This is a genomic window from Jatrophihabitans telluris (assembly GCF_023516435.1).
Classification (GTDB): domain Bacteria; phylum Actinomycetota; class Actinomycetes; order Mycobacteriales; family Jatrophihabitantaceae; genus Jatrophihabitans_A; species Jatrophihabitans_A telluris.
In genome coordinates, this window is record NZ_CP097332.1 from 3,001,690 (window position 1) to 3,024,380 (window position 22,691).

18 protein-coding genes and 1 pseudogene are annotated in these 22,691 nt (G+C 69.9%); 9 read left to right on the forward strand and 10 right to left on the reverse strand.

Going from position 1 to position 22,691, the window contains the following annotated elements:
- Nucleotides 1–11: 11 nt before the first annotated feature.
- The 10 genes and pseudogenes from efeU to M6D93_RS13970 form a co-directional block, all read right to left on the reverse strand.
- Nucleotides 12–2,081: an iron uptake transporter permease EfeU gene (gene efeU / locus M6D93_RS13925; RefSeq protein WP_249769911.1), complete on the reverse strand. Its 2,070-nt coding sequence runs from the start codon at nucleotides 2,079–2,081 to the stop codon at nucleotides 12–14.
- Between the two features lie 187 nt (nucleotides 2,082–2,268).
- Nucleotides 2,269–4,473: a catalase/peroxidase HPI gene (gene katG / locus M6D93_RS13930; protein ID WP_347343651.1), complete on the reverse strand. Its 2,205-nt coding sequence runs from the start codon at nucleotides 4,471–4,473 to the stop codon at nucleotides 2,269–2,271.
- Between the two features lie 74 nt (nucleotides 4,474–4,547).
- Entirely contained in the window at nucleotides 4,548–5,051 is a 504-nt protein-coding gene (locus M6D93_RS13935) for a Fur family transcriptional regulator (RefSeq protein WP_249769913.1), read from the reverse strand.
- A gap of 148 nt (nucleotides 5,052–5,199) precedes the next feature.
- Nucleotides 5,200–6,609 (reverse strand): annotated as a pseudogene (gene hemG / locus M6D93_RS13940) (protoporphyrinogen oxidase); the annotation flags it as partial.
- Nucleotides 6,585–7,499: an alpha/beta hydrolase gene (locus M6D93_RS13945; protein ID WP_249769915.1), complete on the reverse strand. Its 915-nt coding sequence runs from the start codon at nucleotides 7,497–7,499 to the stop codon at nucleotides 6,585–6,587. The gene M6D93_RS13945 and the pseudogene hemG, both read right to left, overlap by 25 nt.
- Nucleotides 7,496–8,758, reverse strand: a complete 1,263-nt coding sequence (locus M6D93_RS13950; protein WP_249769916.1) for an amidohydrolase family protein — start codon at nucleotides 8,756–8,758, stop codon at nucleotides 7,496–7,498. The genes M6D93_RS13945 and M6D93_RS13950 overlap by 4 nt, the downstream gene beginning before the upstream one ends.
- 128 nt (nucleotides 8,759–8,886) lie before the next feature.
- Nucleotides 8,887–9,726 (reverse strand): fumarylacetoacetate hydrolase family protein, encoded by an 840-nt coding sequence (locus M6D93_RS13955; protein WP_249769917.1) that lies wholly within the window; start codon nucleotides 9,724–9,726, stop codon nucleotides 8,887–8,889.
- Nucleotides 9,727–9,736: 10 nt separating this feature from the next.
- Nucleotides 9,737–10,618: a fumarylacetoacetate hydrolase family protein gene (locus tag M6D93_RS13960; protein WP_249769918.1), complete on the reverse strand. Its 882-nt coding sequence runs from the start codon at nucleotides 10,616–10,618 to the stop codon at nucleotides 9,737–9,739.
- Nucleotides 10,619–10,676: 58 nt separating this feature from the next.
- Nucleotides 10,677–11,333: a carboxymuconolactone decarboxylase family protein gene (locus M6D93_RS13965; protein ID WP_249769919.1), complete on the reverse strand. Its 657-nt coding sequence runs from the start codon at nucleotides 11,331–11,333 to the stop codon at nucleotides 10,677–10,679.
- Entirely contained in the window at nucleotides 11,330–12,184 is an 855-nt protein-coding gene (locus tag M6D93_RS13970; RefSeq protein WP_249769921.1) for an IclR family transcriptional regulator, read from the reverse strand. The genes M6D93_RS13965 and M6D93_RS13970 overlap by 4 nt, the downstream gene beginning before the upstream one ends.
- 152 nt (nucleotides 12,185–12,336) lie before the next feature.
- Here M6D93_RS13970 and M6D93_RS13975 point away from each other — a divergent pair, with 152 nt between their 5' ends.
- From M6D93_RS13975 to M6D93_RS14015, 9 genes are all read left to right on the forward strand, one after another.
- Nucleotides 12,337–13,095 carry an SDR family NAD(P)-dependent oxidoreductase gene (locus M6D93_RS13975; protein ID WP_249769923.1) on the forward strand — a complete coding sequence of 253 codons (759 nt, stop codon included), beginning with the start codon at nucleotides 12,337–12,339 and terminating at the stop codon, nucleotides 13,093–13,095.
- A 37-nt stretch (nucleotides 13,096–13,132) separates the two neighbouring features.
- A complete protein-coding gene (locus M6D93_RS13980; RefSeq protein ID WP_249769925.1) occupies nucleotides 13,133–13,927 on the forward strand; it encodes an SDR family NAD(P)-dependent oxidoreductase in 795 nt (264 codons plus the stop codon).
- 58 nt (nucleotides 13,928–13,985) lie between these two features.
- Nucleotides 13,986–14,987 (forward strand): NADP-dependent oxidoreductase, encoded by a 1,002-nt coding sequence (locus M6D93_RS13985; protein ID WP_249769927.1) that lies wholly within the window; start codon nucleotides 13,986–13,988, stop codon nucleotides 14,985–14,987.
- On the forward strand, nucleotides 14,984–15,961 hold the full coding sequence (locus M6D93_RS13990; RefSeq protein WP_249769929.1) for a GlcG/HbpS family heme-binding protein: 978 nt from the start codon (nucleotides 14,984–14,986) through the stop codon (nucleotides 15,959–15,961). Before M6D93_RS13985 ends, M6D93_RS13990 begins: the two co-directional genes overlap by 4 nt.
- On the forward strand, nucleotides 15,958–16,884 hold the full coding sequence (locus M6D93_RS13995) for a ketopantoate reductase family protein (protein WP_249769931.1): 927 nt from the start codon (nucleotides 15,958–15,960) through the stop codon (nucleotides 16,882–16,884). The genes M6D93_RS13990 and M6D93_RS13995 overlap by 4 nt, the downstream gene beginning before the upstream one ends.
- 151 nt (nucleotides 16,885–17,035) lie before the next feature.
- Complete coding sequence (locus tag M6D93_RS14000) at nucleotides 17,036–18,052, forward strand: sugar ABC transporter substrate-binding protein (protein ID WP_249769933.1); 1,017 nt, start codon at nucleotides 17,036–17,038, stop codon at nucleotides 18,050–18,052.
- Nucleotides 18,053–18,055: 3 nt separating this feature from the next.
- Nucleotides 18,056–19,141 carry an ABC transporter permease gene (locus tag M6D93_RS14005; RefSeq protein WP_249769934.1) on the forward strand — a complete coding sequence of 362 codons (1,086 nt, stop codon included), beginning with the start codon at nucleotides 18,056–18,058 and terminating at the stop codon, nucleotides 19,139–19,141.
- A 5-nt stretch (nucleotides 19,142–19,146) separates the two neighbouring features.
- Complete coding sequence (locus M6D93_RS14010; RefSeq protein WP_249769935.1) at nucleotides 19,147–19,929, forward strand: ATP-binding cassette domain-containing protein; 783 nt, start codon at nucleotides 19,147–19,149, stop codon at nucleotides 19,927–19,929.
- Between the two features lie 75 nt (nucleotides 19,930–20,004).
- Nucleotides 20,005–22,683 (forward strand): family 78 glycoside hydrolase catalytic domain, encoded by a 2,679-nt coding sequence (locus tag M6D93_RS14015; RefSeq protein ID WP_249769936.1) that lies wholly within the window; start codon nucleotides 20,005–20,007, stop codon nucleotides 22,681–22,683.
- Nucleotides 22,684–22,691 lie beyond the last annotated feature (8 nt).

Below are 22,691 nucleotides of genomic sequence, written 5' to 3' on the forward strand. Positions count from 1 at the left end.
TATCGGTCTTCCTACTGCGCGCGGATCTCGAGCAGATCCGGGATGGGGGCAAGGGTTTCGGTGAGCTGGCTGGTCGCGGCGTTCAGCTTCATCCGCGCGGGCTGCGGTACTGCGGTCAGTGCCGTGGACGACAGCCCGGCTGAGGTGGCCATGCGGGACAGGACGTCGGCCAACGTGGCCATGTCCCGGTGGATCGCCGGGACGAGGGCCCGGTTGCGCTCGTTCAGTAACGGCGCCAGCAGATCGACCAATACGCGATCACCCTCGAGGTCGGCACGCGCCGTGCCGAGCGCGGTGTGCGAACCGTAATCATCTTGTCCGGTAAGGGTGAACCGCAACGTGTCCTCGATGATCTCGTGCGCGCGGATGGTCACGTCGTTGGGCTCGAAGGTGAAGGAGGGCAACCTGGCGTGCAACGCCGCGACCGCCGTCTCCAGCCGCGCGGCCTGGCGGCGGACGTCGGTCACCGGCCGGCCGGACCACAGCTGCAACTCGATCCGGTGGAAGCCGACGAAGCCCGCGTCCTCCGTCCCGTCCGGCAGGCCGCTGGCGAGTCCGTCGACGGCCGAACCCGCGTCGCCGAAGGCGTTGTAGGCGGCGCCGATCCGGTGGTAGGTCGCGTGAGCAGTCACCCAGCAGGCTTGGGCGCTACGGCGATCGCCTGCGTCCACCGCGGTGCGCAGCGCGCCCACCTGCCGCTGCAGAAGGGCCAACTGCCCGGCGACGTAGCTGCGATACCGCGTCAGGACAGGGGTCATCGCCGCGGTGCTGTTGGGCTTGATCGACACCACGGCAGCGCCGGCCGCGGCCGTCCCGGTCGGCGTCCGGGAAACAGACTGAGTAGTCGGTGCCCCGGAGTAGACGCACTTCCAGCTGTAGGCGATCGCCGTCAGCGCGGCGGGCAGATCGCGACTCGTGCCGGGCCCGAGGACCTCGATCTCAGCGGCGACGGCGCCGGAGGCCGTCTCGACGATCTCGACGTCGACGGCATGAGCGGAGTTGTTGCGCACGGCGTAAGTGCTATGACCGACCGACGGTGCGTTCCAGTCCGCCGCACAGCTGGAATCGGTCACGGTCACCGTCGGGCCGCCGCTCGCCTGGGCGTTGCGAGTGCGGTCCACGGCGATCCAGGTGCCTGCCCCCAGAACCGGAATCGCCAGCACGGCGGCCGCGATCAGCACCCGGGCTCGCGAAGGGCCGGTCACCTTCTCGGTGTTCGGCGATTGGTCCGTGCCCTCGGCAACGGCCTCGGCGAGCGCTGGTTGCGCCGGCGCGGGTTTGCGCAGGAACAACGAGAGCACGATGAGCAGATAGCCGAGGTAGGCGATGACCTGCAGCCAGCTCATCCGATTGTTGATGTTGGTCACGCCACGGATCGTCTCGGCCCACCAGGTACCGGTCGGCACCTGCGCGCTGACGTCGAAGGCCACCGAGTTCAGACCGGGCAGCAGGTTCGCGTCTTGAAGATCGCCGATGCCGTAGGCCAGGACACCGGCCACGATGACGACGAGGACGCCCCCGGTGATGGTGAAGAACCGGGCCAGGTTCAGGGTCACCACGCGGCGGTACAGGCCCAGGCACAGCGCCGAGGCGATGGCGAGCCCGATCACGGCGCCGAGCAGCGGACTGGTCGATGAGCCGGCCGCCTGGGCGTTGGTCCAGACGAACAGGGCGGCCTCGAGGCCCTCTCGCGCCACGGCGACGAAGGCCGTGACGACCAGAGCCGTTCCGCCGGCGCTCAGCGCGTCACCGACCCGTTCCCGCAGCTCGCCGGCCATCCCGCGGGCGGCCCGGCGCATCCAGAAGATCATCGACGTCACGAGGATCACCGAGATCACGCTGGCCGCGCCGGCGAAGCTTTCCTGAGCGTGTGGGGACAGTTCGGCTCGCGTGAAGGTCAGCACCGCGCCGAAGCTCAGGCTGAGAACGGCCGCCGCCGCGACCCCGAGCCAGACTCCGGTCAGGGAGCGTCCCGGTGCCAGTCGGCGCACCGCGCCGATCAGGATGGTCACGACGAGTCCGGCTTCGAGTCCTTCACGCAATCCGACGAGCAGATTCGGCAGGGCCAGGGACCAAGTCACGGAAGTTAGGTTAGCCGACCCTAACTTTGTTCCTCAAATCGACCCGCGCCCCTCGCGCGCCACCAACTTCGCCGACGCCTGTCTGCGTCACCCCCCGCGATAGCAGACGGCGATACCAGACGGCGATGCCCGGACCGGTTGTCCGGCCCGGGCATCGCCGACTCACACTGACGTGCGCTCTCCGGGTCTAGCCGAGGTCGTAGCGTCCCAGGTTCATGACCTTGTCCCAGGCGGCGACGAAGTCGGCGACGAACTTCTGCTGGGCGTCGTCGCTGGCGTACACCTCCGCGATCGCACGAAGCTCCGAGTTCGACCCGAAGACGAGGTCCGCCCGGGTGCCGGTCCAGCGGACCGCACCGGAGGGATCGACGGCCTCGAACAGGTTCTCATCCGCACCACTCGTCCGCCAGGTGATGCCCATGTCGAGCAGGTTGGCGAAGAAGTCGTTGGTCAATGACCCCACCGCTGTGGTGAGCACCCCGTGCGAGGACCCGTCGTAGGTGGCGCCGAGCACCCGTAGGCCGCCGACGAGGACGGTGAGCTCCGGAGCGCTCAGCGTGAGCAGGTTCGCCCGATCGATGAGCAGGTACTCCGCCGGCAACCGGTTGCCCTTGCCGGGGTAGTTGCGGAAACCGTCGGCGGACGGTTCCAACGGCGCGAAGGACTCGGCGTCGGTCTGCTCGGCCGTGGCATCCGTCCGGCCCGGTGTGAACGGCACCTCGATCTGGTGGCCGGCGCTGTGGGCGGCCTGCTCGACTCCGGCGCAACCGGCCAGCACGATGAGGTCCGCCAGGGAGATCTGCTTGCCATCGGCCCGGCCGTCGTTGAACGCGGACCGGATACCTTCCAGCGTCGACAGCACCCGAGACAGCTCGTCGGGGTTGTTGACCTCCCAGCCGTTCTGGGGCTCCAGCCGGAGCCGGGCGCCGTTGGCCCCGCCGCGCTTGTCGCTGCCGCGGAAGGTCGAGGCCGAGGCCCAGGCCGTGGAGACGAGCTGGGAAACCGTCAGGCCGGCGGACAGAATCTGGCCCTTGAGCGCGGCAACGTCCTCGGTGTCGACCAGTTCGTGCGACACCGGCGGGACCGGGTCCTGCCAGATCAGGGTCTCGCTCGGCACCAGCGGTCCGAGGTAGCGCTCGATCGGGCCCATGTCACGGTGGGTGAGCTTGAACCACGCCCGGGCGAAGGCGTCGGCGAACTCCGCGGGGTTCTCGTGGAAGCGTCTGGAGATGGGCTCGTAGATCGGGTCCAGGCGCAGGGCCAGGTCGGTCGTCAGCATGCTCGGAGCACGGGTGAGCGAGCCGTCCTCGGGGTCGGGCACGGTGTTTGCGCCGGCACCGTCCTTGGGCCGCCACTGGTTGGCACCGGCCGGGCTGGACGTCAGCTCCCACTCGTAGCCGAACAGGTTGTCGAAGAACCCGTTGGACCACTGGATCGGCGTCGTGGTCCAGGTGACCTCCAGGCCGCTGGTGATGGCGTCGCGGCCCTTGCCGCTACCGAAGGTGTTCCGCCACCCCAGACCCTGCTCCTCCAGCGGGGCGCCCTCGGGCTCGGCGCCGATGTACTGGTTGGGGTCAGCGGCCCCGTGCGTCTTTCCGAAGGTGTGGCCGCCCGCGATGAGGGCCACGGTTTCCTCGTCGTTCATGGCCATGCGGTGGAAGGTCTCGCGGATGTCGCGTGCCGCGGACAGCGGATCCGGGATGCCGTTGGGGCCTTCGGGGTTGACGTAGATGAGACCCATCTGCACCGCGGCAAGGGGATTCTCCAGCTGCCGGTTGCCGCTGTAGCGCTCGTCGCCCAGCCAGGTGTCCTCCGGGCCCCAGTACACGTCCTCGTCCGGTTCCCACACATCAGCGCGGCCACCGGCGAAGCCGAAGGTCTTCAGCCCCATCGTCTCCAGCGCGCGGTTGCCGGCGAAGACCATCAGGTCGGCCCAGGAGACCGTGCGCCCGTACTTCTTCTTGACCGGCCAGAGCAGCCGGCGAGCCTTGTCCAGACTCGCGTTGTCCGGCCAGCTGTTCAGCGGGGCGAAACGCTGCATGCCCGCGCCCGCTCCGCCGCGTCCATCACTGATGCGGTACGTGCCGGCGCTGTGCCAGGCCATCCGGATGAACAGTGGACCGTAGTGGCCGAAGTCGGCGGGCCAGAAGTCCTGCGAGCTCGTCATCACCTCGTCGACGTCGCGAGCGAGCGCATCCAGGTCCACCGTCGCGAAGGCGGCGGAGTAGTCGAACTCCTCCCCCATCGGGTTCGCGACCGCCGGGTGCTTGCGCAGGATCGACAGGTTCAGCTGGTTCGGCCACCAGGTGCGGTTACCGGCACCCTCGGTCGGGTGCGAGGGACGGCCCGAGTGGACGACGGGACACTGCCCCTCGCTCTCCTCCGAGTTCATGTCTCCGACTACGGCGTCATGGTGGGCGTGATGCTGTTCAGACACGGGAATTCCTTCCGGGTTTCAAACGGGATTCAGGCGGAGCTTCGGACAGGGTCTTCGGTCGGGCGATCGAGCGTCCCGGTTCGGGCCGGTCGGGTGGCACCGCGGCCATCGGTGCGGAGGAGGCAGTTCGGGCAGAGCCCCCAGTACACGACCTCGGCCTCGTCGATGAGGAACCCGTTGTCGTCAGAGGCCGTCAGGCACGGTGCCTCACCCGTGGCGCAGTCGACGTCGGCGATCGTGCCGCACCCGCGGCACACGACGTGGTGATGGTTGTCCCCGACCCGCGCCTCGTAACGGGACACCGAGCCGGAAGGCTGGATGCGGCGGACCAGTCCGGCCGTGGTCAGTGCCCGCAGCACGTCGTACACGGCCTGGTGGGACACATCACCGGCCCGGCCGCGCACCAGGTCGATGATCGAGTCGGTGTCGGCGTGTGGATGTTCGTGCACAGCGGCCAGGACGGCCAGCCGGGGACGGGTCACCCGCAGGGCGGCCCCGCGCAGGAGACCTTCGTAGTCCGAGGTGACGGGCACGCATGCAGTATGGCACTTTTCTTGAGTGAATCAAGATCTGCCGTGCGGGACAGCGTTGACCGGCTGCTCTGACCGACGCTCTGCTGTTCGGCCGAATCGCGAGGTGCGCCCCCGCGCCGGAACACGCTGACCCCGCAGTGCGGACGGATCAGCCGCAGATCGCCGTGACCGCCCGCTCGGCGGAGGCCACACAGTCAGCCAGCCCGAGGCCGTGGGTCCCGCTGCCCGCCAGCCTGATGCCGGGGAACGTGGCGAGCTGGGCCTCGATCTCGGCGACCCGTTGCAGGTGGCCGACCTCGTACTGCGGCATGACCTGAGTCCATTGCCGAACGTGCTGGACCACCGGGGCGGCTTCGATCCGAAGGGTACGACGAAGTTCGGCGCGGGCCTGGCCGACCAGCTCCTCGTCGGCGATGCCGTCCTGCGTGCGTACCGAGACCCGGAAGAGTTCGTGCCCGGCCGGCGCCCGACCCGCGTACTTGGCCGATGACCGGGTCACCGACAGCACGCGGCCACGACCCGGCTCGGACAGCAGATAACCATGAGCCGGCAGCAGCCCGTCCAGGTGCGGAAGCGCCTCGGCGAGATAGCCGAGAGACACGGTGGCCACCGAGTCGACGGGCATCGCGCGCAGGGTCGCCGCCGGCGCGCTCGCGCCTACCGATTCGAGGACCTCAGCCGCAGGAGCGGTGGGGACAGCCAGCACGACGCCGGTCACGCCGAGCAGGGTGCCGTCGCTCAGGGTGGCGCGGTAGCCGCCGTCGACCTGCTCCAGCTGCGTGACCCGCGTGGAGACCCGAAGGTCCACTCCGGGCGTGCGCTCGAGCCGCTCGACCAGCGCCGCCGACAGCGCCCCCATCCCCTGGGCGGGCGCCGACAAGCCGGGACGCGGCGGCCCCGCGGGCTTGCGGGCGGCCGCCTTGCGCTCGGCCAGCACCGCACGCAGCAGCCCGCCGTGCTGCTGCTCGGCGGCCCGCAGATGCGGCATCGTCGCCAGCAGGCTCAGCCGCGCCGGATCGCCGCAGAAGATGCCGGTAGCCACCGGTTCGACCAATCGCTGGTAGGCCTGTCGGCCCAAGCGCCGCGAGGTGAACGACCGCAGGCTCTCGTCGGCGTCGCCCTTGCGCGCGGGCAACAGGCTCTCGACCGCCATGCGGGCCTTGCCGGCCGGTGAGAACAATCGGGTGGTCGCCAACGGCCGGACCTTGCGCGGGATGAACCCGCCGAGCCCGTCGGGCATCGTCCTCAGCTGGCCCTTCACCAGCACGGCACCGGGCGCACCCACGGCGGCCGGGGCGAGGGCTATTCCCAGCTCAGCGGCGAGCTTGGCGGCGTGCGGTTTGCCCGGAGCCAGCGATTCCGGCCCGGCGTCGACCACAAAGCCATCCACCTGCGCGGTGAGCAGCTTGCCCCCGAGCCGCGGACCGGCCTCGACCAGCGTGACCCGCGCCCCGGCCTGACTGGCCCGATAGCTCGCCGCGAGACCGGTGATCCCGCCCCCGACGACAAGGACGTGATGAGCTGACTCGCTGGTCATGGCTTGTCCCTCTCGGTGCCCGTAGTCGAGGCGGTGACAGCGGCGGCGGCGGTGGCGGCGGAAGACATGGGGACGTTCACCGGGCCGGTCCCCAGGCGGGACAGCAGGAAGTCGGTCGTCCGATCGACCAGCGCCTCGAGCTCGGCGGCGGGCATACCGACGAACATGTGGTCGTAGCCGGGGACGAGTTCCAGGGTCGTGTCGGCGCCGGCCGCACGCAGCGCCGTGTGCAGGCGCGCACTTTGCGCGGCGGGAACGAGACGGTCCCGGTCGCCGTGCAGCAGCAGGAACGGCGGCGCGTTGCGGTGTACCTGGTGCAGCACACTGGCCTGTCGGGCCAGCTCGGGCATCTGGGCGGCCGGCGCGCCGAGCAGCAGCGCCTCTCGCGATCCCGGGCCGCGGTCGGCCTCACCGCCCGCGGCCGCGATGTCATCCGGCACCGCGGGCAGGTCGCTGACGGCGTACCAGAGGGCGACGGCCCGCACGGGCAGGCTCGGGTTCAGGCCGCACAGACCCGCCAGCTGTCCGCCCGCCGAGACTCCGAAGGTGACCAGCGGCAAACCCGCCACCCCGGATGCGTCCTCCGACGACAACCAGCGGATGCCGGCCTCGACGTCTTCACGCTGGGCGGGGAAACGGGCCTCGCCGGAGAGGCGGTAGTCCACCGAGGCGACCGCCAGTCCCCGGGCCGCCATCCGTGCGAACAGCCGTCGGGAGGTCGGCGACAGCGGGCCCGGGCCCTCGCGCCGCGAGCCCATCCGCCAACCGCCGCCGTGGGCGTAGACGCACACCGCACGCGCCCCGTCATCGGGCAGGTAGAGGTCAAGGCTCAGCGGCCGGTAGCCGGGAACCCGGGTGTGCACGAGGTCACGGCGAACCGTCACTCCGTCGGGGACGAGCGGGTCGTTCACGCGCCGACAGTTGCCGGGGCCTTGTAGAAGCTCCCGCCCTGCATGATGTGGGTGATCTTGTCCGCGTCCTGCAGCACCGTGACGTCCGCGGTCGGGTCGCCGTCGATGACCAGCAGGTCGGCGAGGTAGCCCGCCTTCACCAGGCCCAGCTCGTCGCCCATGCCCATCAGCTGGCCGCCGTACTGGGTGGCCGCGACCAGCGCGTCCACCGGGGAGTAGCCGAGCTGCTCGACGAACAGCTGCAGGTCACGGGCGTTGCGCCCGATCGGATTGTTCGGGAATCCGTAGTCGCCGCCGATCAGGGCCCGGATACCGCGCTTGCGGATCTCGGGATAGATCTCCTGCATGCCCGCCAGCGCGGCGACCGAACCCATGCTTTCAGCCACCTCGCGGGTGATGCCGAACTCCTCGCCCTCGTAGACGTTGGCGTAGATGATGCCCGGAGCCGGGGAGACGAACACCGAATCCTTGTGGGCCTCGAGCAGATCGAGCGCCTCGGCGTCGGCGTAGGTGCAGTGATAGATCGACCGGAAGCCCGCGCGCACGGCGAGCTTGACCGATTCCGGCGACTGGCAGTGGCCGTTGAGCCAGACGTTCTCCTCGCGGGCGGCCTGTCCGGCGGCGTTGAGCTCCTCGGCTGAGTACTGCGTGATCATGCTGCCGCCGGGTGTGAACACGTCGTCGTTGCTGACCAGGAACTTGATGCTGTCGAAGCCCTGCGCCGCCTTCTCGTGCACCCACGCCGCGGACGACTCCGGGCCCTGCCAGTCGGCGACGAAGTGGCCGTCCGGTCGCTGCGGGTGGTTGTCGCGCTCGGCGGCGGCCGCCAGGAATCTCGGACCCGGGATCACCCCGGCACGTAGCTTGTCGCGCAGCACCGGCTCGACCGGCATCTCGATGATCGAACCGGCCGAGTAGGCGGAGGTGAATCCGGCGTCGAGCACGATCTTGGCGTTACGTTCCGCGCGGGCCAGTTCGGACGGGAATCCCTCGATGTGGTGGAAGAAGCTCACGTCCAGCGGCGGGTTGAAGCTCGGGTCGATGTGCCCCACCGCCGACGGGAAGGTCAGGTGCGAGTGGGACTCGATCATGCCGGGCATGACCGTGCGGCCCGGTACGTCGAGGACCTCGTGGCCCTCGTGCCGGTCGGGGTGGTGGCCACGGCGGACTTCTACGATCCGGTCGCCCTCGATGACCACCTCGCCGGGGAAAGCCGGCGCGCTCGTGCCGTCGAAGATCTGTCCACCTGTGATCACCATGCGCGCCATGCTGTTGCCTCATTCTCGTATCATGAAAGCCAGTTTCAAACTTGCCGACAAGCTTCGCTCGCGGGCGCACGGCTGTCAAGGTCAGCAAGGCAATTCTGATCGGACCCTAACCCGTTCGCTCAGCCCGCCACGAAGCTCTGCCGCAGTTCACCGACGCCCTCGAGCCGGCTCACCAGCGTCTCGCCCGGCTGCAGAAAACGCTGCGGGCTGCGACGGTTGCCGACTCCCTCGGGCGTCCCGGTGAAGATCAGGTCCCCCGGAAGCAGCCGGCAGACCGCCGAGAGGCGAGCGATGAGTTCGTCGACGCCGAAGATCATCTCGCTGGTCCGGCCGCTCTGGATGACCTCACCGTCGATGCTGGACTCGAAGCCGAGATCGGACCGTTCGTCGAACTCGTCCGGGGTCACCGCGACCGGCCCGACCGGCCCGAAGCCAGGGTGCGACTTGGCCAGCGAGAACTGCGGCGGCTTGCCGGTGAGCTGCAGCACCCGTTCGGACAGGTCCTGTCCGAGCGTCAGTCCGGCCACGGCGTCCCAGGCCTGCTCGCGCGGGATCCGGTAACCCCCGCGCCCGATCACCGCAACGACTTCGATCTCCCAGTCGACGTTGCCCTCGGGCAACTCCACGACGGTCACCGGACCGGTGATGCAACTCGGGAACTTGGTGAAGACCAACGGCTCGGCCGGCGGCTCGAAGCCCGCCTCGGCGGCGTGCGGGGCATAGTTCAAAGCGATCGCGAAGACCTGCCGGGGAGCGGGCACCGGCGGGCCGAACTGATCGGCGCTCACGGTCACCGAGGCCGACCAGTCCGCGCCCGGTGCCCATGCCAGAACATCGTCCCAGCGCTGCAGGGCTGCGATCGCGTCCGCGGGCAACAGGCCCGCGGAGGCGGCGGCGACGTCGAGCGCCCGGTCGCCGTCGACCAGGACGAAGCGGCCGGCGACGGTGGAGAACCTCACTCGGCGCTCGTCACGCCGTCGGCGAGTACAGGTCGATCGAGTAGGGCTCGGTGTCGTGCGCGGCGCTCCACGGCACGACGTGGTTGCGCAGGATGCCGATGCCCTCGATCTCCGCCTCGATCTCGTCACCGGGCTGCAGGTAGAAGTCGAAGGGGTTGGGCTGCACGGCGGCGACTCCCGAGATGGTCCCGGTGGTGATGATGTCGCCGGCGCTGTAACCCTGGGCGGAGTGATAGGCCACCAGGTGGGCCAGCGAGAGAACCATCTGGGCGGTGTTGCCGCTCTGCCGCTTCTCACCGTTGACCCGCAGCTCCATCGCCAGCGACTGCGGGTCGGCGATCTCGTCCTTGGTGACGATCCAGGGACCGATCGGGCAGAAGGTGTCGATCGCCTTGGAGAAGGAGAACACCCCCGACTCCATCTCGCGGCGCTGGATGTCGCGGGCGGTGATGTCGTTGAAGACGAGGTAACCGGCGATGTAGTCCTCGGCCTCCTCCGGGCCGAAGAACTTTCCGCTCTTGCCGATGACGACGGCGAGTTCGAGCTCGTAGTCGAGCTCCTTGGTCAGGCCCTCGGGGTAGACGATCGCCTCGTCCGGCCCGATGATCGCATCGACGTTCTGGAAGAACACGATGCCTTTGTGCACCGGGTGCGACCAGTCCACAGCCTGAAGCTCCTTGTGGTGGTCGGTGAAGTTTCCGGCCGTATGGAAGAACTTCTTGGGCACCAATGGCGCGCGCAGGGTTACCTCGGCCAACGGGAGACTCACACCGGTCTCGGCCACGTCGCCGCCGCGTTCGAAGTACTCCCGCATCGTCGGCACATCCAGCTCGACGACCGTGTCGCCCTCGATCCGACCGACTCGACCCTCGTCGAACGTCACCAGCTTCATCGCACCCGCACCCGCTTCCGCTTCGTCGACTTTCGATCTACGAAAGTCAGTTTCAAAACTATCGCGACTGCGGGTGCTCCGTGTCAAGTCGAGTCGGGGCCGGGCTGCCCACCCGGAACACCCGCATCTGCAACGCGAGGGTCGCGTAGTAGCCCACCAGCGTGAGCAGTTCGAACACCCCCGCCTCCCCAAGGGCCTCGACCGCGTCCGCGTAGGTGGCGTCGTCCAGATCAGCGTCGGCGGACAAGCGGCGGCACACCTCGGCGACCAGGCGATCCTGCGGCGGCAGCACGGTGTAGTCGCCTTCGGCCAGCCCGTCGAGCTCGGTCTCGCTCAGCCCCACATGACGACCCACCGCCTCGTGTGCGTACCACTCGAAGGCCGAGCTCCACTGCACGGCGACGACGAGGATCGCGATCTCGCGGGCGCGATCGGACAGCGCGGTGTCATAGCGCACCGCCGAGCCGACGGCCTGCAACGCGGCCCCGAGTCGCGGCTGCAAGAGGAAGGCGTTGAACGGTCCCTCCAGCGCGCCGTCGTCGTCGCGCAGCCGGAAGAGCTGAGGTCCCTGGGCCCGACGTCCGCCGGCGATGGCCTCGTAGACCGCCCGCTGGTCCTCGGCCAACGCGCCCGGGACGAGCTTGGGGATGCGCGCCTTCGGGGCCCTAGCGTCGGGGCTGGCGTCGGGGCTGGCGTCGGCTCCCGGGCTGCTCACGGAGTCAGGCTCCCGCCGCGGAGCAGGGTCGAGATCTCGGCACAGGCGGCCAGCACGGCCGGGCGCAGCTCGCGCACGATGCGTTGGGTCGACCAGTCACGGGCCTGCAGGGCGAGGTTCACCCCGGCGACGACCCGGCCGCCCTCCCCCACGATGGGTCCGGCGATCGAGCGCAGCCCGTAGGCCAGCTCCTCGTCCTGCATAGCCCAGCCCTGTTCGCGGATCTTGACCAGTTCCTCGCGCAGTTCGTCCAGCGAGACCTTGGCGTTCGGCCCGTGCTGCGCCCCGAAGGAATCGACCGTGATCCGCGCGTTCAGGTCGTTGTCGTCGAGGTAGGCCAACAGCAGCTTTCCGATCGAGGTGGTCACCGCGGGCAGCCGTGACCCCACCTGGATGTTCGCGGTCACCAGGTCCGAGTTGCGCAGTCGCACCAGATAGAGCACGCGGTCGTCGCTGAGCACGGCGAGGTTCACCGTCTCGCCGGTGGTCTCGCCCAGCCGCTGGAGCAGCGGCGTCGCCACCCCGACCAGGTCGAGGCTGCGCAGCGCGGCCGTGCCGAGCGTCAGAGCCTTTACGCCAGGCCGGTATTCGCCGTCGGGCAGGTGATCGAGATAGCCCTCCGCGGTGAGGGTCATCACCACGCGATAGACCGTGGGCATCGGCAGCCGCGCGGCGGCGGCGAGATCGGTGACGCGCCAGGACGGATGCTGCTCGTCGAACAGGCTCAGGATGCGTAACCCTTTGGCCAGCGCCTCGACCCGATATTCGGGACGCTCCGGCGCCGCCAGCGCCACCGGGTCGGTGGCGCCGTTGGTGGACGGTCTGGTTTCACTCTTGCGCTTGGCGGGCATCCGGACATCTCCTGCAGGGGGTAGCTGGCGTAGCGCCAGTGTGGCGTCAGCCTAGGGGACGGTCAGTCATGCCTGGACAGGTCCGTCGGGCTCGGCTAGTTTAGCAGAAAGCGACTTTCATCATGCGAAAGTGACGGTTCGAGGTGGCAGATATGGCGGATTGGCTGGGGCTTACCGGCCGGCCGGCGCTTGTCGTCGGGGCAGGCGGCCTCGGCGGGGCCAGCGCGGCAGGGCTGGCCGCGCAGGGCGCCCGGGTCGTCGTCGTCGATCGCGACGAGGACAAGCTCGATGCGCTCGCGCGCCGAACCAAGGACCAGGGCGCGGAGATCACCCCTCTACTGTTCGACGTCAGCACGGCCGAGCGCAGTCGTGCGGCCGTCGAGAAGGCCGTCGGGGTCATCGGCACGCCCGAGATCTTCCTGCACGCGATCGGCCGCAACGACCGCCGGCCCGTGCTGGAGCTCGGTGATGAGGACTGGCAGTCGATCCTCACGCTGAACCTGTCGACGGCCTGGTGGCTGGGCCAGGAGGTCGGGCGCCGGATGGTCGCCGAAGGCCGCGGCCGCATCGTGTTCCTGTCCTCGGTGTCGGCCCTGCTCGCCCACGCCAACCACGCCCCGTACGCCGCGACCAAGGGCGGCATCAACCAGCTGATGCGCGTCATGGCGCGCGAGTGGGCGGCAACCGGCATCACCGTGAACGCGGTCGGCCCCGGCTACGTCGAAACCGACCTCACCCGGGCCTACCTCGATCGAGACGGCCACCGCGAAGAACTCGAGTCGCTCGTACCCGCCGGCCGGCTCGGTCGCCCGCAGGAGGTCGCCGACGCCGTGGCCTTCCTGGCCTCCGACCGGGCCGCGTTCATCACCGGCCAGGTCATCTACATCGACGGCGGCCGCACCCTCGTCTGAGGACCCGACCCATTCCCACCCACCGAAGGACCGACCCATGCCTCTGGCCCCACTGCCCATTCCGCGCCGTTTCGTCGGGCGCTCCGTCGTCGTCACCGGAGCCGGCACCGGCTTCGGCGCCGAGATCGCCGTGCGCGCCGCACAGGAGGGTGCCCGCGTCGTCGGCATCCACTACCGGTCCTCGGCCGCCGGCGCCGAGCGGACCGCGGAACGGGTCCGGGCCGAAGGGGCCCAAGCCGTGCTGCTGCAGGCCGACATCGTCGACTGGGCCCAGGTCGCCGCGATGGCCGAGTCTGCCTTCGCGTCGCTCGAGGGCGTGGACGTCCTCATCAACAACGTCGGCGACGTGGCCCGTGACCAGATGTCCTGGCGCGACATCACCGAGGAATCGATCGATCACGTCCTGGCGGTGGACATCAAGGGCACGATGGCCTGCATCCACGAGTTCGGCAAGCGGATGATGGACCAGGGCCACGGCAGCATCGTCAACATCGGCTCGACCGTGATCGTGCGCGGCAGCGCACGCGCGCCTCAGTACGCTGCGGCCAAATACGGCCTGCTCGGCGCCACGAAGTCCTACGCCCACGCCTTCGCCCCGACGGTTCGCGTCAACATCTTCGCCCCAGGCTTCATCGAGACCGAGGCGACCCTGGGCCGCGAGGACTGGAAGTCCGGCCGCGGCGACCAGTTGCGATCGATGACCCCGATGGGACGCATCCCTGCACCGGCTGACATTGCCGGCACCGCACTGTTCCTGGCTACCGACGACGCCAACCACATCACCGGCACGTACATGGTCGCCGACGGTGGCTACAACATGGTCGGCGCCTGAGCCACGGCGCCGGTCCGACCGCGATCAGGCAGCTTGCCTCGTGACCCTGAGGAGCCCTATGAAGGCCTTCGCACTGTCCGACTTCGACGCCCCGCCGAGCGTGGTCGACCTCCCTCGGCCCGTGCCGGCAGCCGGGCAGGTCCTGGTCCGCGTCCACGCGACGTCGGTGAACCCGGTCGATCTGCTCATCAGTTCGGGTTTCTTCCGCACCGTGCAGGAGTATCGCTTCCCCGCCGTCTTCGGCCGCGACCTGGCCGGCGTGGTCGAGCAGGTCGGAGCAGGGGTCACCCGCTTCGCGGTGGGCGATGCCGTCTACGGCTTCGTCAAGCGCGACTACATCGGGGACGGAACGTTTGCCGAGTACGTAGTGGTGCCCGAGGACATGTTCATCGGCCCGGCACCGCTCGGGCTGGAGCTGGCCTCCGCAGGCGTGCTGGCGCAGGGTGGGATCACCGCACTGGAGTGCGTCGACGCGGTGGTATCCGGCCCGGGCGACGTCGTCCTGGTCAACGGCGCGACCGGCGGGGTCGGGGTGTACGCGATTCAGATCGCGGCGGCCTGTGGAGCCGAGGTGATCGCGACCGCACGCACCTACGAACAGCAGACGCTGGCGCGCTCGCTCGGCGCCAAGCACGTGATCGACTGGAGCGCCGGCGATCTCGTCGAGCAGGTGCGGGCCCTCGTTCCCGCCGGCGTGCACGGCTTCATCGACCTGGTCAAGCACGTGGACTCCGCCCGGATCGGCGAGAACGAGGCCGAGGCCCACGCCCTGGTCGCGCGATTGTGTCGCGGTCTGCTGCGCGAAGGTGGCCGGGCAGCGTCGGTGACCAACGGCGGCGTTCCCGAACTGCTCGGGGATATCCCCTGCGCCAACGTGCATTCCTCGCCGACGCCGGAGTCGATCGCACGGCTGACCGCGCTGGTCGAGGCGGGCCAGGTCGTGGCGCCGGTCTACGCCACCTACCGCTTTGCCGAGTTGGCCGCCGCTTTCGACCTGCTGGCCGCCGGTCCGGCGCTCGGCAAGATCTCCGTCATCCTCGAACCCGGGAGCCAAGCGTGACCCACCCCCACGATGTGCCGCTCGAGCGCGCCCGCGCCCTGGTGCAGCGCGCGGTCGACAAGGCCGAACAGCTCGGTATCCGTGGGGCGATCGCCGTCGTCGGGTCCAGCGGTGCCCTGGTCACCGCCTCCCGGTTGGACCACGGCGGTCCCGGCGGGATGGGGCGAGCGACGTCGAAGGCCTGGATCAGCGGCACCCAGCAGATTCCGAGCACCGAACATCTGCACCGCATGACGAGCTTGCCGGTTCCGATCTCGGCGGGCTTCGTCGGCGTGTCGCCGCAGGCGATCTTCCCGGGGGCCGGGGGCATCCCGATCCTCGACGAGGCCGGGGTCGTCGTCGGCGGGATCGCAGCGTCGGGCGCCACGGTCAGCCCCTTCTTCCCGACCGGTGTCGCGCCCGAGGTCGTCAGCGCCGACGGGGAACCGGCCAACCCCGAGGATCTGCTGATCGCCTATGCCCTCGGCGTGCCTTACGTCGGCCAGCACGGTGACGACCGCGCACGGTGGGAGCAGCGCTTCGGCGAGCTCACCGTGGCGGCGGACCGGAGCCTGGGCATGCAGCCCGCGCCGGCCGCAACCCGCCAGGCCGAGCTGGCCTGGGCCCGGGAGATCTGTGACCGGGTGCTGGCGCTCGCGCTCGATCGGGGCGTGCGGGTCTCGGTCGCGGTGGTCGATCGGGGCGCAGACCCGGTGCAGCAGGACCGAATGGACGACGCCGTCGGCGGGGGCGTCGAAGTGGCCGTCGCGACGGCGGCCACCGCGGCTCGATACGGCATGTCCAGCCATCAGGTGCCGGCGGCCTACGCGGCGGCGACCGGGGCGCTCGGGCGACTGCACCCGGCGCCGTTTCTGCCCGTCGCCGGCGGGGTTCCCCTCATCGCGGACGGTCGGGTGGTCGGCGGTCTCGGAGTCGGCGGGGCGGACCCGCAACTGTGCGGCGAACTGGCCGCCGCCGCGCTGGTGGAGGCATGACCGAGACCGTGCGCGTCGCCGTGCTGGGGTGTGGAGCGATCGGCAGTCTCTACGCCGCTCATCTCGCGCGCGTTCCAGGCGTCGAGGTCTGGGCGGTCGATCCGTGGCACGAGCACATGGCCGCCATCGCCGCGGACGGCCTGCGGGTCACCGGCCACGCCGAGTTCGTCGCGCCGGTGCACGCGCTCACCGACCCCGCCGCCCTGCCACGCTGCGACCTGGCCGTCGTCGCCACGAAGTCGCTGCACACCGCCGCTGCCGTGCGAGCCGCCCAGGGCGCGTTGTCGAATGCCGCCGCTGTCAGCGTGCAGAACGGCGTCGGCAACGAGGAGACGATCGCCGAATTCGTTCCCCGGGTGATCCGCGGCAGCATCGTCACCGCCGGGCACATCCCCGAGCCCGGCACGGTTCGCTACGACGCGCCCGGGGATTCGTGGTTCGGGCCGTTCGAACCGAGTCCGGCGGGCGAGGACGAGATCACGCTGCTGGCCTCGCTGCTCAGCGACGGCGGATTGCGCACCTTCGCCGTGCCGGACGCACGTGGTCCCCAGTGGACGAAGGTCGTCTTCAACGCCGCGACGAGCCCGCTGTCCGCGCTCACGGGACTCAGCGTGGGGCAGGTCTGCACCCATCCCGAGCTGCGGACCCAGGTCGAGCGGTTGGTCGCCGAGGGTCTGGCCGTGTGCGAGGCCGCCGGCATCACGCTGGTGCGCGATCCGCTGGAGTCCGTGCAGGAAGCCATCGACGAGGCGTTCTGGCACAAGCCGTCGATGCTGCAGGACGTCATGGCCCGACGGCGGACCGAGATCGATGTGCTCAACGGCGGAATCGCCGCCGAGGGGCGCCGGGTCGGGGTCACCACCCCCGGACACGACGCGATGGTCGCGCTGCTGCACGGGCTCGAGTCGTCCTGGACGTCCTGATTCGCACGGTCTCGCCGAGCGAAACCGCGGCCGAATCGAAACGAAATCCTGCGTTCGGCTCTGTACTTCAGCCGCCCCAGGTCGTAACGTACTAGAAAGAAAGTCGCTTTCACAATGTGAAAGTGACCCCAACTCTACGAGGAGAACGTCTGTGAGCATTACCTGTCGGCGCTCGGTGCGCGCCACTGGCCTTGCCCTCGCTGCGGTGTCGTCCCTGGCGCTGGCCGCCTGCAGCTCGAGTTCGAACCACAGCAGCTCGTCGTCGTCGTCGGCCAACGGCGCGAGCGGCGCCGCCGGCGGTGGCTCGTCGCTGCCGAAGACCCTGGTGTTCTCCCCGCTGTCGCTGGCCCCGCCGGCCCTGAAGGGATTGTCGGTCGGCATCAAGGGCTACGCCGGCTCGAAGGGCTGGAACGTCGTCGTCCAGGACCCGAACTTCAGTCCGACCTCGCAGGTGCAGCAGCTGAGCGCGGTGCTGGACTCCGGCCGAGCGGGTGCGGCCTGGGTGATCGCCGTCGATCCGAAGTCGATGGCCGACACGCTGAAGGCCGCCCAGTCCAAGGGAATTCCCATCCTGGTCAACGGCAAGCCGACCGAGTACGGCTACTCCGGCGCGCAGCCCGGCATCACCTTCGACTACATCGACTACACCGCGGCCGGCAAGGCCCTGGGCACCGAGCTGGGCAACTGCCTGACGGCGAAGAACGGCGGCAGTGGGGACGTGCTGTTCTCGGTGTCCAGCCCGGGCCAGGCCGGCAAGGCCGAGTTCGAGGCGGCCGCCGAGGCCGGGTTGAAGGCGACCGCGCCCAACGCCAACATCGTGCAGAAGCTCGTGGTCAGTGACCGAGCCAAGGGCCAGACCGACATCGGCAACGCGCTGCAGGGTCACCCCAACCTGGTCGGCGTGATGGCCTCCACGGACGAGGGCTCCCTGGGTGCCCTCGGAGCGTTCTCCGCCGCCGGCAAGTCGCTCAAGTGCGACGCCGACTTCGGCGGCAACGACGAGGTCCTCAAGGACGTCAAGGCGGGCACCATCTTCGCCTCCGTCGCGCTGCAGTTCTCGGCCGACATGGCGCAATCGTTCGACACGCTGGTCAAGATGCAGGCCGACCCGAAGGCGACCGGCCTGGTCCTGACCGTTCCGCAGAAGACCATCACGTCGGCAGGATGAGGAATGAGCATGACCATCCACAACGAGGCGAGTAAGACGGCGACCCCTGCTCCGGCAGGGGCCGCCGGCCCCGCCGCACCCAGCGCGCGCGAGACCGATCCGATCGGGATCAGAGCGCTGATCTTCGTCCGCGACCGCGGCATCTTCGCCTTGTGGGTGCTCATTCTCGTGGGCTTCGGCATCTGGGCTCGCCCGTACTTCGCCAGCGTCCACAACGCGGTGCTGATCGCGAACGCGGCGGCCCTGACGGCCATCTTCGCCGCCGGGGTTGCGGTCGGCATCATCTGCGGCGCGCTGGACCTGTCCATTCCGGGCGTGGCCGCGGTCGCCGCGGTCAGCTGTGGCTGGATGCTCGAACACGGCAAACCGGTGTGGCTGGCGCTGCTGGTCGGCATGGTGATCGGCGCGATCGTCGGGCTGATGAACGGGCTGATCTCGCTGCGCGGGTTCAACCCGATCGTCGTGACCATCGGCACCCTGTCGATCACCACCGCGGCCGCCTCGATCATCGCCAGCGGCTACACGATTCCCGGACTGACCTCGCTGAAGTTCATGGGAACCCAGCGCTACGGCGGGGTCCCGGCCCCGGTCTACATCGCCGGGGCGCTGTTCCTGGTCGGCACGATCTTCCTCACCCGGACCCGTGACGGCATCCGGTTGATGGCCGTCGGCGGTAACCCCGAGGCCGTTCGCCGGTCGGGCATTCACAGCGACCGGTACAAGGTTCTCGGCTTCGTCATCAGCGCCTCCTGCGCCGCGCTGGGCGGTCTGGTCACCACGGCTGTGGTCACCGAGGCCAGCCCGGCCGCCGACCCCGGCATCATCTTCACCGCCCTGACCGCGGTCGCGCTGGCCGGCGTATCGCTGGCCGGTGGCCGGGGCAGCCTGCCCCGGGTGCTCGTCGGCGCGCTTGTCCTCGCCACCATTTCCAACGGCCTCACCATCAAGGGCATCGACCCGTACTGGGGCACCGGCGTCACCGGCGTGCTGCTGCTCGCCTCGCTGGGGCTGGAGAAATGGATCTCCGCCACGGTGTCCAAGAAGCTCGTCGCCTCGGCGCAAGCCTCCGTCCACACCGGAAAGCGGTGACCGCCATGACCTCCACGACCACGGCCGCGCTCGAACTGCGCGCGGTGGACATGCACTACGGCTTCGTCCGCGCTCTGGATTCGATCGACTTCCAGGTCAGCCAGGGCGAGGTCGTGGGCCTGCTCGGTGACAACGGCGCCGGCAAGTCGACCCTGCTCAAGGTGATGTCGGGCGCGCACCGTCCGACCAGCGGGACGATCCTGGTCAACGGCCACGAGACGACGTTCCACTCCCCCAGTGCCGCCACAGCCGCGGGCATCCAGATGGTCTACCAGGATCTGGCGCTCGTCGACGCCCAGGACATCTCCACCAACCTCAACCTGGGCCGGGAGATTCTGCGCAAGGGTCCGCTCGGCTGGCTCGGCGTGGTCGACACCCGTGCTCAGCGCAAGCGGGCGGAGAAGGAACTGGACCGCCTCGGTGTGCGTACGGCCGCCATGACCCGTCCGGTGGAGATGCTCTCCGGCGGCCAGCGTCAGGTCGTGGCGCTGGCCCGCAGCGCGACCCGGGTGACCGGCGAGAGCAACGGGGTGCTGTTGCTCGACGAGCCGACCGCGGCCCTCGGCTACGAACAGACCCAGCAGGTGCAGGCGCTCATCCGCCGGATGGCCGACCACGGCATCGCCATCGTGCTGGTCACCCACAACCTGCCGCTGGCCATGGACGTCTGCGACCGGATCGCGGTGCTCAACCGCGGTCGCAAGGTCGCTGACCTGCCCACGGCCGAGACCGACAACGACCAGCTCGTCGGGTGGATCACCGGGGCTCGCGCCTCGATGTTCGCCTGACCGAACCCACCGATCCGGTCCGCGGTGCGCTCTGCTGCGCCGCGGACCCGGGATCGTGACTAAGGACTGTCGCGCGTGGACTCCCCCGAGAGCACCGGCCCCGCCCGCACCCTCCGGACGGAGCTCGCCGGCGGGGATGCCCTGGGACACGGCGACCAGCCGACGCTGTCGTGGTGGCTTCCCGAAGGCGCCCGAAGCCAGCTGGCGTACCGGATCACCACCGCGGACGGCTACGACAGCGGCCGCGTCGAATCAGCGCGGCAGAGCTACGTCCCCGTCGAGATCTTCGATCGCTCGCGCCGGAGCACCACGGCACGGGTACAGGTGTGGACCGACCTCGGGACGAGCATCGTCAGCGAGTCGGTGTCCTTGGACAGCGGCCTGTTGCAGGCCGAGGACTGGACGGCGTCCTGGATCGGGGTGGCCGAGCCGGAACGGCCCGCACAGGGTTCCCGGCCGGCCTACTGGCTGCGCTCGATCGTCGATCTTCCCGCGGACGCGACGGTCCGGCTGCACGTGACTTCCCTCGGCCTCCACGAGGTCTTCCTCAACGGCGAGCGCGTGGGCGATGAGGAACTGGCTCCGGGCTACACGCAGTATCTACGCCGGGTACAGCGACGATCCCATGACATCTCCGGCCTGGTTCATCCGGGACGAAACGTGGTCGCCGTCCTGCTCGCCGACGGGTGGTTCCGCGGACAGGTCGGTATGCCGCGGCTGGCCGACCAGTTCGGCACCGAGCTCGCGTTGCGGCTCCAGGTGGAGGCGGCCCTCGACACGGGCTGGACGGTGCTCGCGGGCACCGATCCGTCCTGGCAGACTTCGGTTTCGCACGTGAGCGCCGCGGATCTCATCGGTGGCCAGCGCGAAGACCGGCGCGCGGTCGACCCGGCTGTGCACGACCCGGCTTTCGAGCCCGCCGGCGGTACCGGGAGCGCCCGGTCACGCAGCGGTGGGCGGTGGCAGCCGGCCGTGGCCCGCGACGTCGACGTGGCGATCGTGGCCGGTGTCGCTGCGCCCATCCGCCGCATCGAGCAGGTGCGGCCGATCTCGGTGAGCCCCGTCGAGGGCACCGACGCGGTCATCGTCGACCTCGGCCAGAACATCAACGGCTGGGTGCGCCTGGGCGATCTCGGCGTGGCCGGGTCCCGGATCGAGCTGCGACACGGTGAAAGCCTCGACAAGGACGGGGACCTCACCACGTCGCACCTGGATGTCAACGTGCCGATCTTCCCCGAGCCGTTGCCGCTGGGGCAGATCGACGAGGTGGTGTCCGCCGGGGTCGATGGCGACTGGTTCGAACCTCGATTGACCACCCACGGGTTTCGCTACGTTCGCATCGCCGGTCACTCCGGACGGCTCACCGAAGCGGACATCACCGGCGTGGTCGTGCATTCGGACCTGCGTCGCACCGGGTGGTTCGAATGCAGCGACGAGCGCCTCAACCGGCTGCACGAGGCCGCCGTGTGGTCGCTACGCGGCAACATGTGTGGCATTCCCACCGATTGCCCGCAGCGGGAACGGGCCGGCTGGACCGGGGACTGGCAGGTCTTCGCGCCGACCGCGGCCTATCTCTACGACGTGCTGGGCTTCACCCGCTCGTGGCTGCGCGACGTCGCCCTGGACCAGCGCGCCGACGGCTGCGTGGCCAACATGTCCCCCTGCCCACCGGGGGAAGGCTTCGCCAGCCCCGTCGGCGGCGTCAACGGCTCGGCCGGCTGGGGCGATGTCGTGGTGAGCGCACCGTGGGACCTGCACGAGGCCTACGGCGACCTCGCCCTGCTGCGCGAGACCTTCTCGATCGCGAGCGCCTGGGTCGAGTTCGCGGCCCGCACCGCCGCGCAGGGCCGGCACCCGAGCAGGACGGCACGCCGACCGGAGGCCGCGCCCCACGAGACATACCTGTGGGACACCGGTTTCCACTGGGGCGAGTGGCTCGAGCCCGGATTCCAACTGACCGACTTCGGGGCCTTCGCCGCGGCGGACAAGGCCGAGGTCGCCACCGCCTACCTGCACCGCTCGGCGGCGACGCTGGCCCGGACCGGCGCTCTGCTCGGCGCGGACGCCGCGACGCTCGCCCGGTACAGCGAGCTCGCCGAGGGCACCCGCGCCGCGTGGCAGGCCGAGTTCGTCGGAGTGGACGGTCGGCTGGCGGCACAGACCCAGGCGGCCCACGTCCGCGCGCTGGCCTTCGGTCTGGTCCCGCAGGACCTTCGCGCGACGATCGCGGACCGGCTCGTCGAGTTGATCGCCGAGGCCGGCGGCCATCTCAGGACCGGCTTCCTGTCCACCGGACTGCTGTTGCCGACTCTCGCCGACAACGGCCACCTCGACGCGGCCTACGAGCTGCTGCTGCAGGACAGTGAACCGTCGTGGCTGACCATGATCGACCGCGGCGGCACGACGGTATGGGAGCACTGGAACGGCATCGACGCCGACGGGGTCGCCCACGACTCGCTCAACCACTACAGCAAAGGCGCCGTGGTGTCGTTCCTGCACCGCCAGGTCGCCGGCCTGCAACCGACCGAGCCGGGTTACCGCAGCTTCCGCGTGCAACCCCGCCCCGGTGGCGGAATCAACTGGGCGAGGACCACACATGAATGCCCGTACGGCCCGATCGACGTCTCCTGGTACCAGGACGGACCGATCTTCCGGCTCGACGTCGCCGTCCCGGGCGGCACCAGCGCCGAGGTCGTGCTGCCCGACGGCCGGAGGCACGCGGTCGGGCCCGGTACCCACCGGTGGCCGGCGTGAGGCTCGAC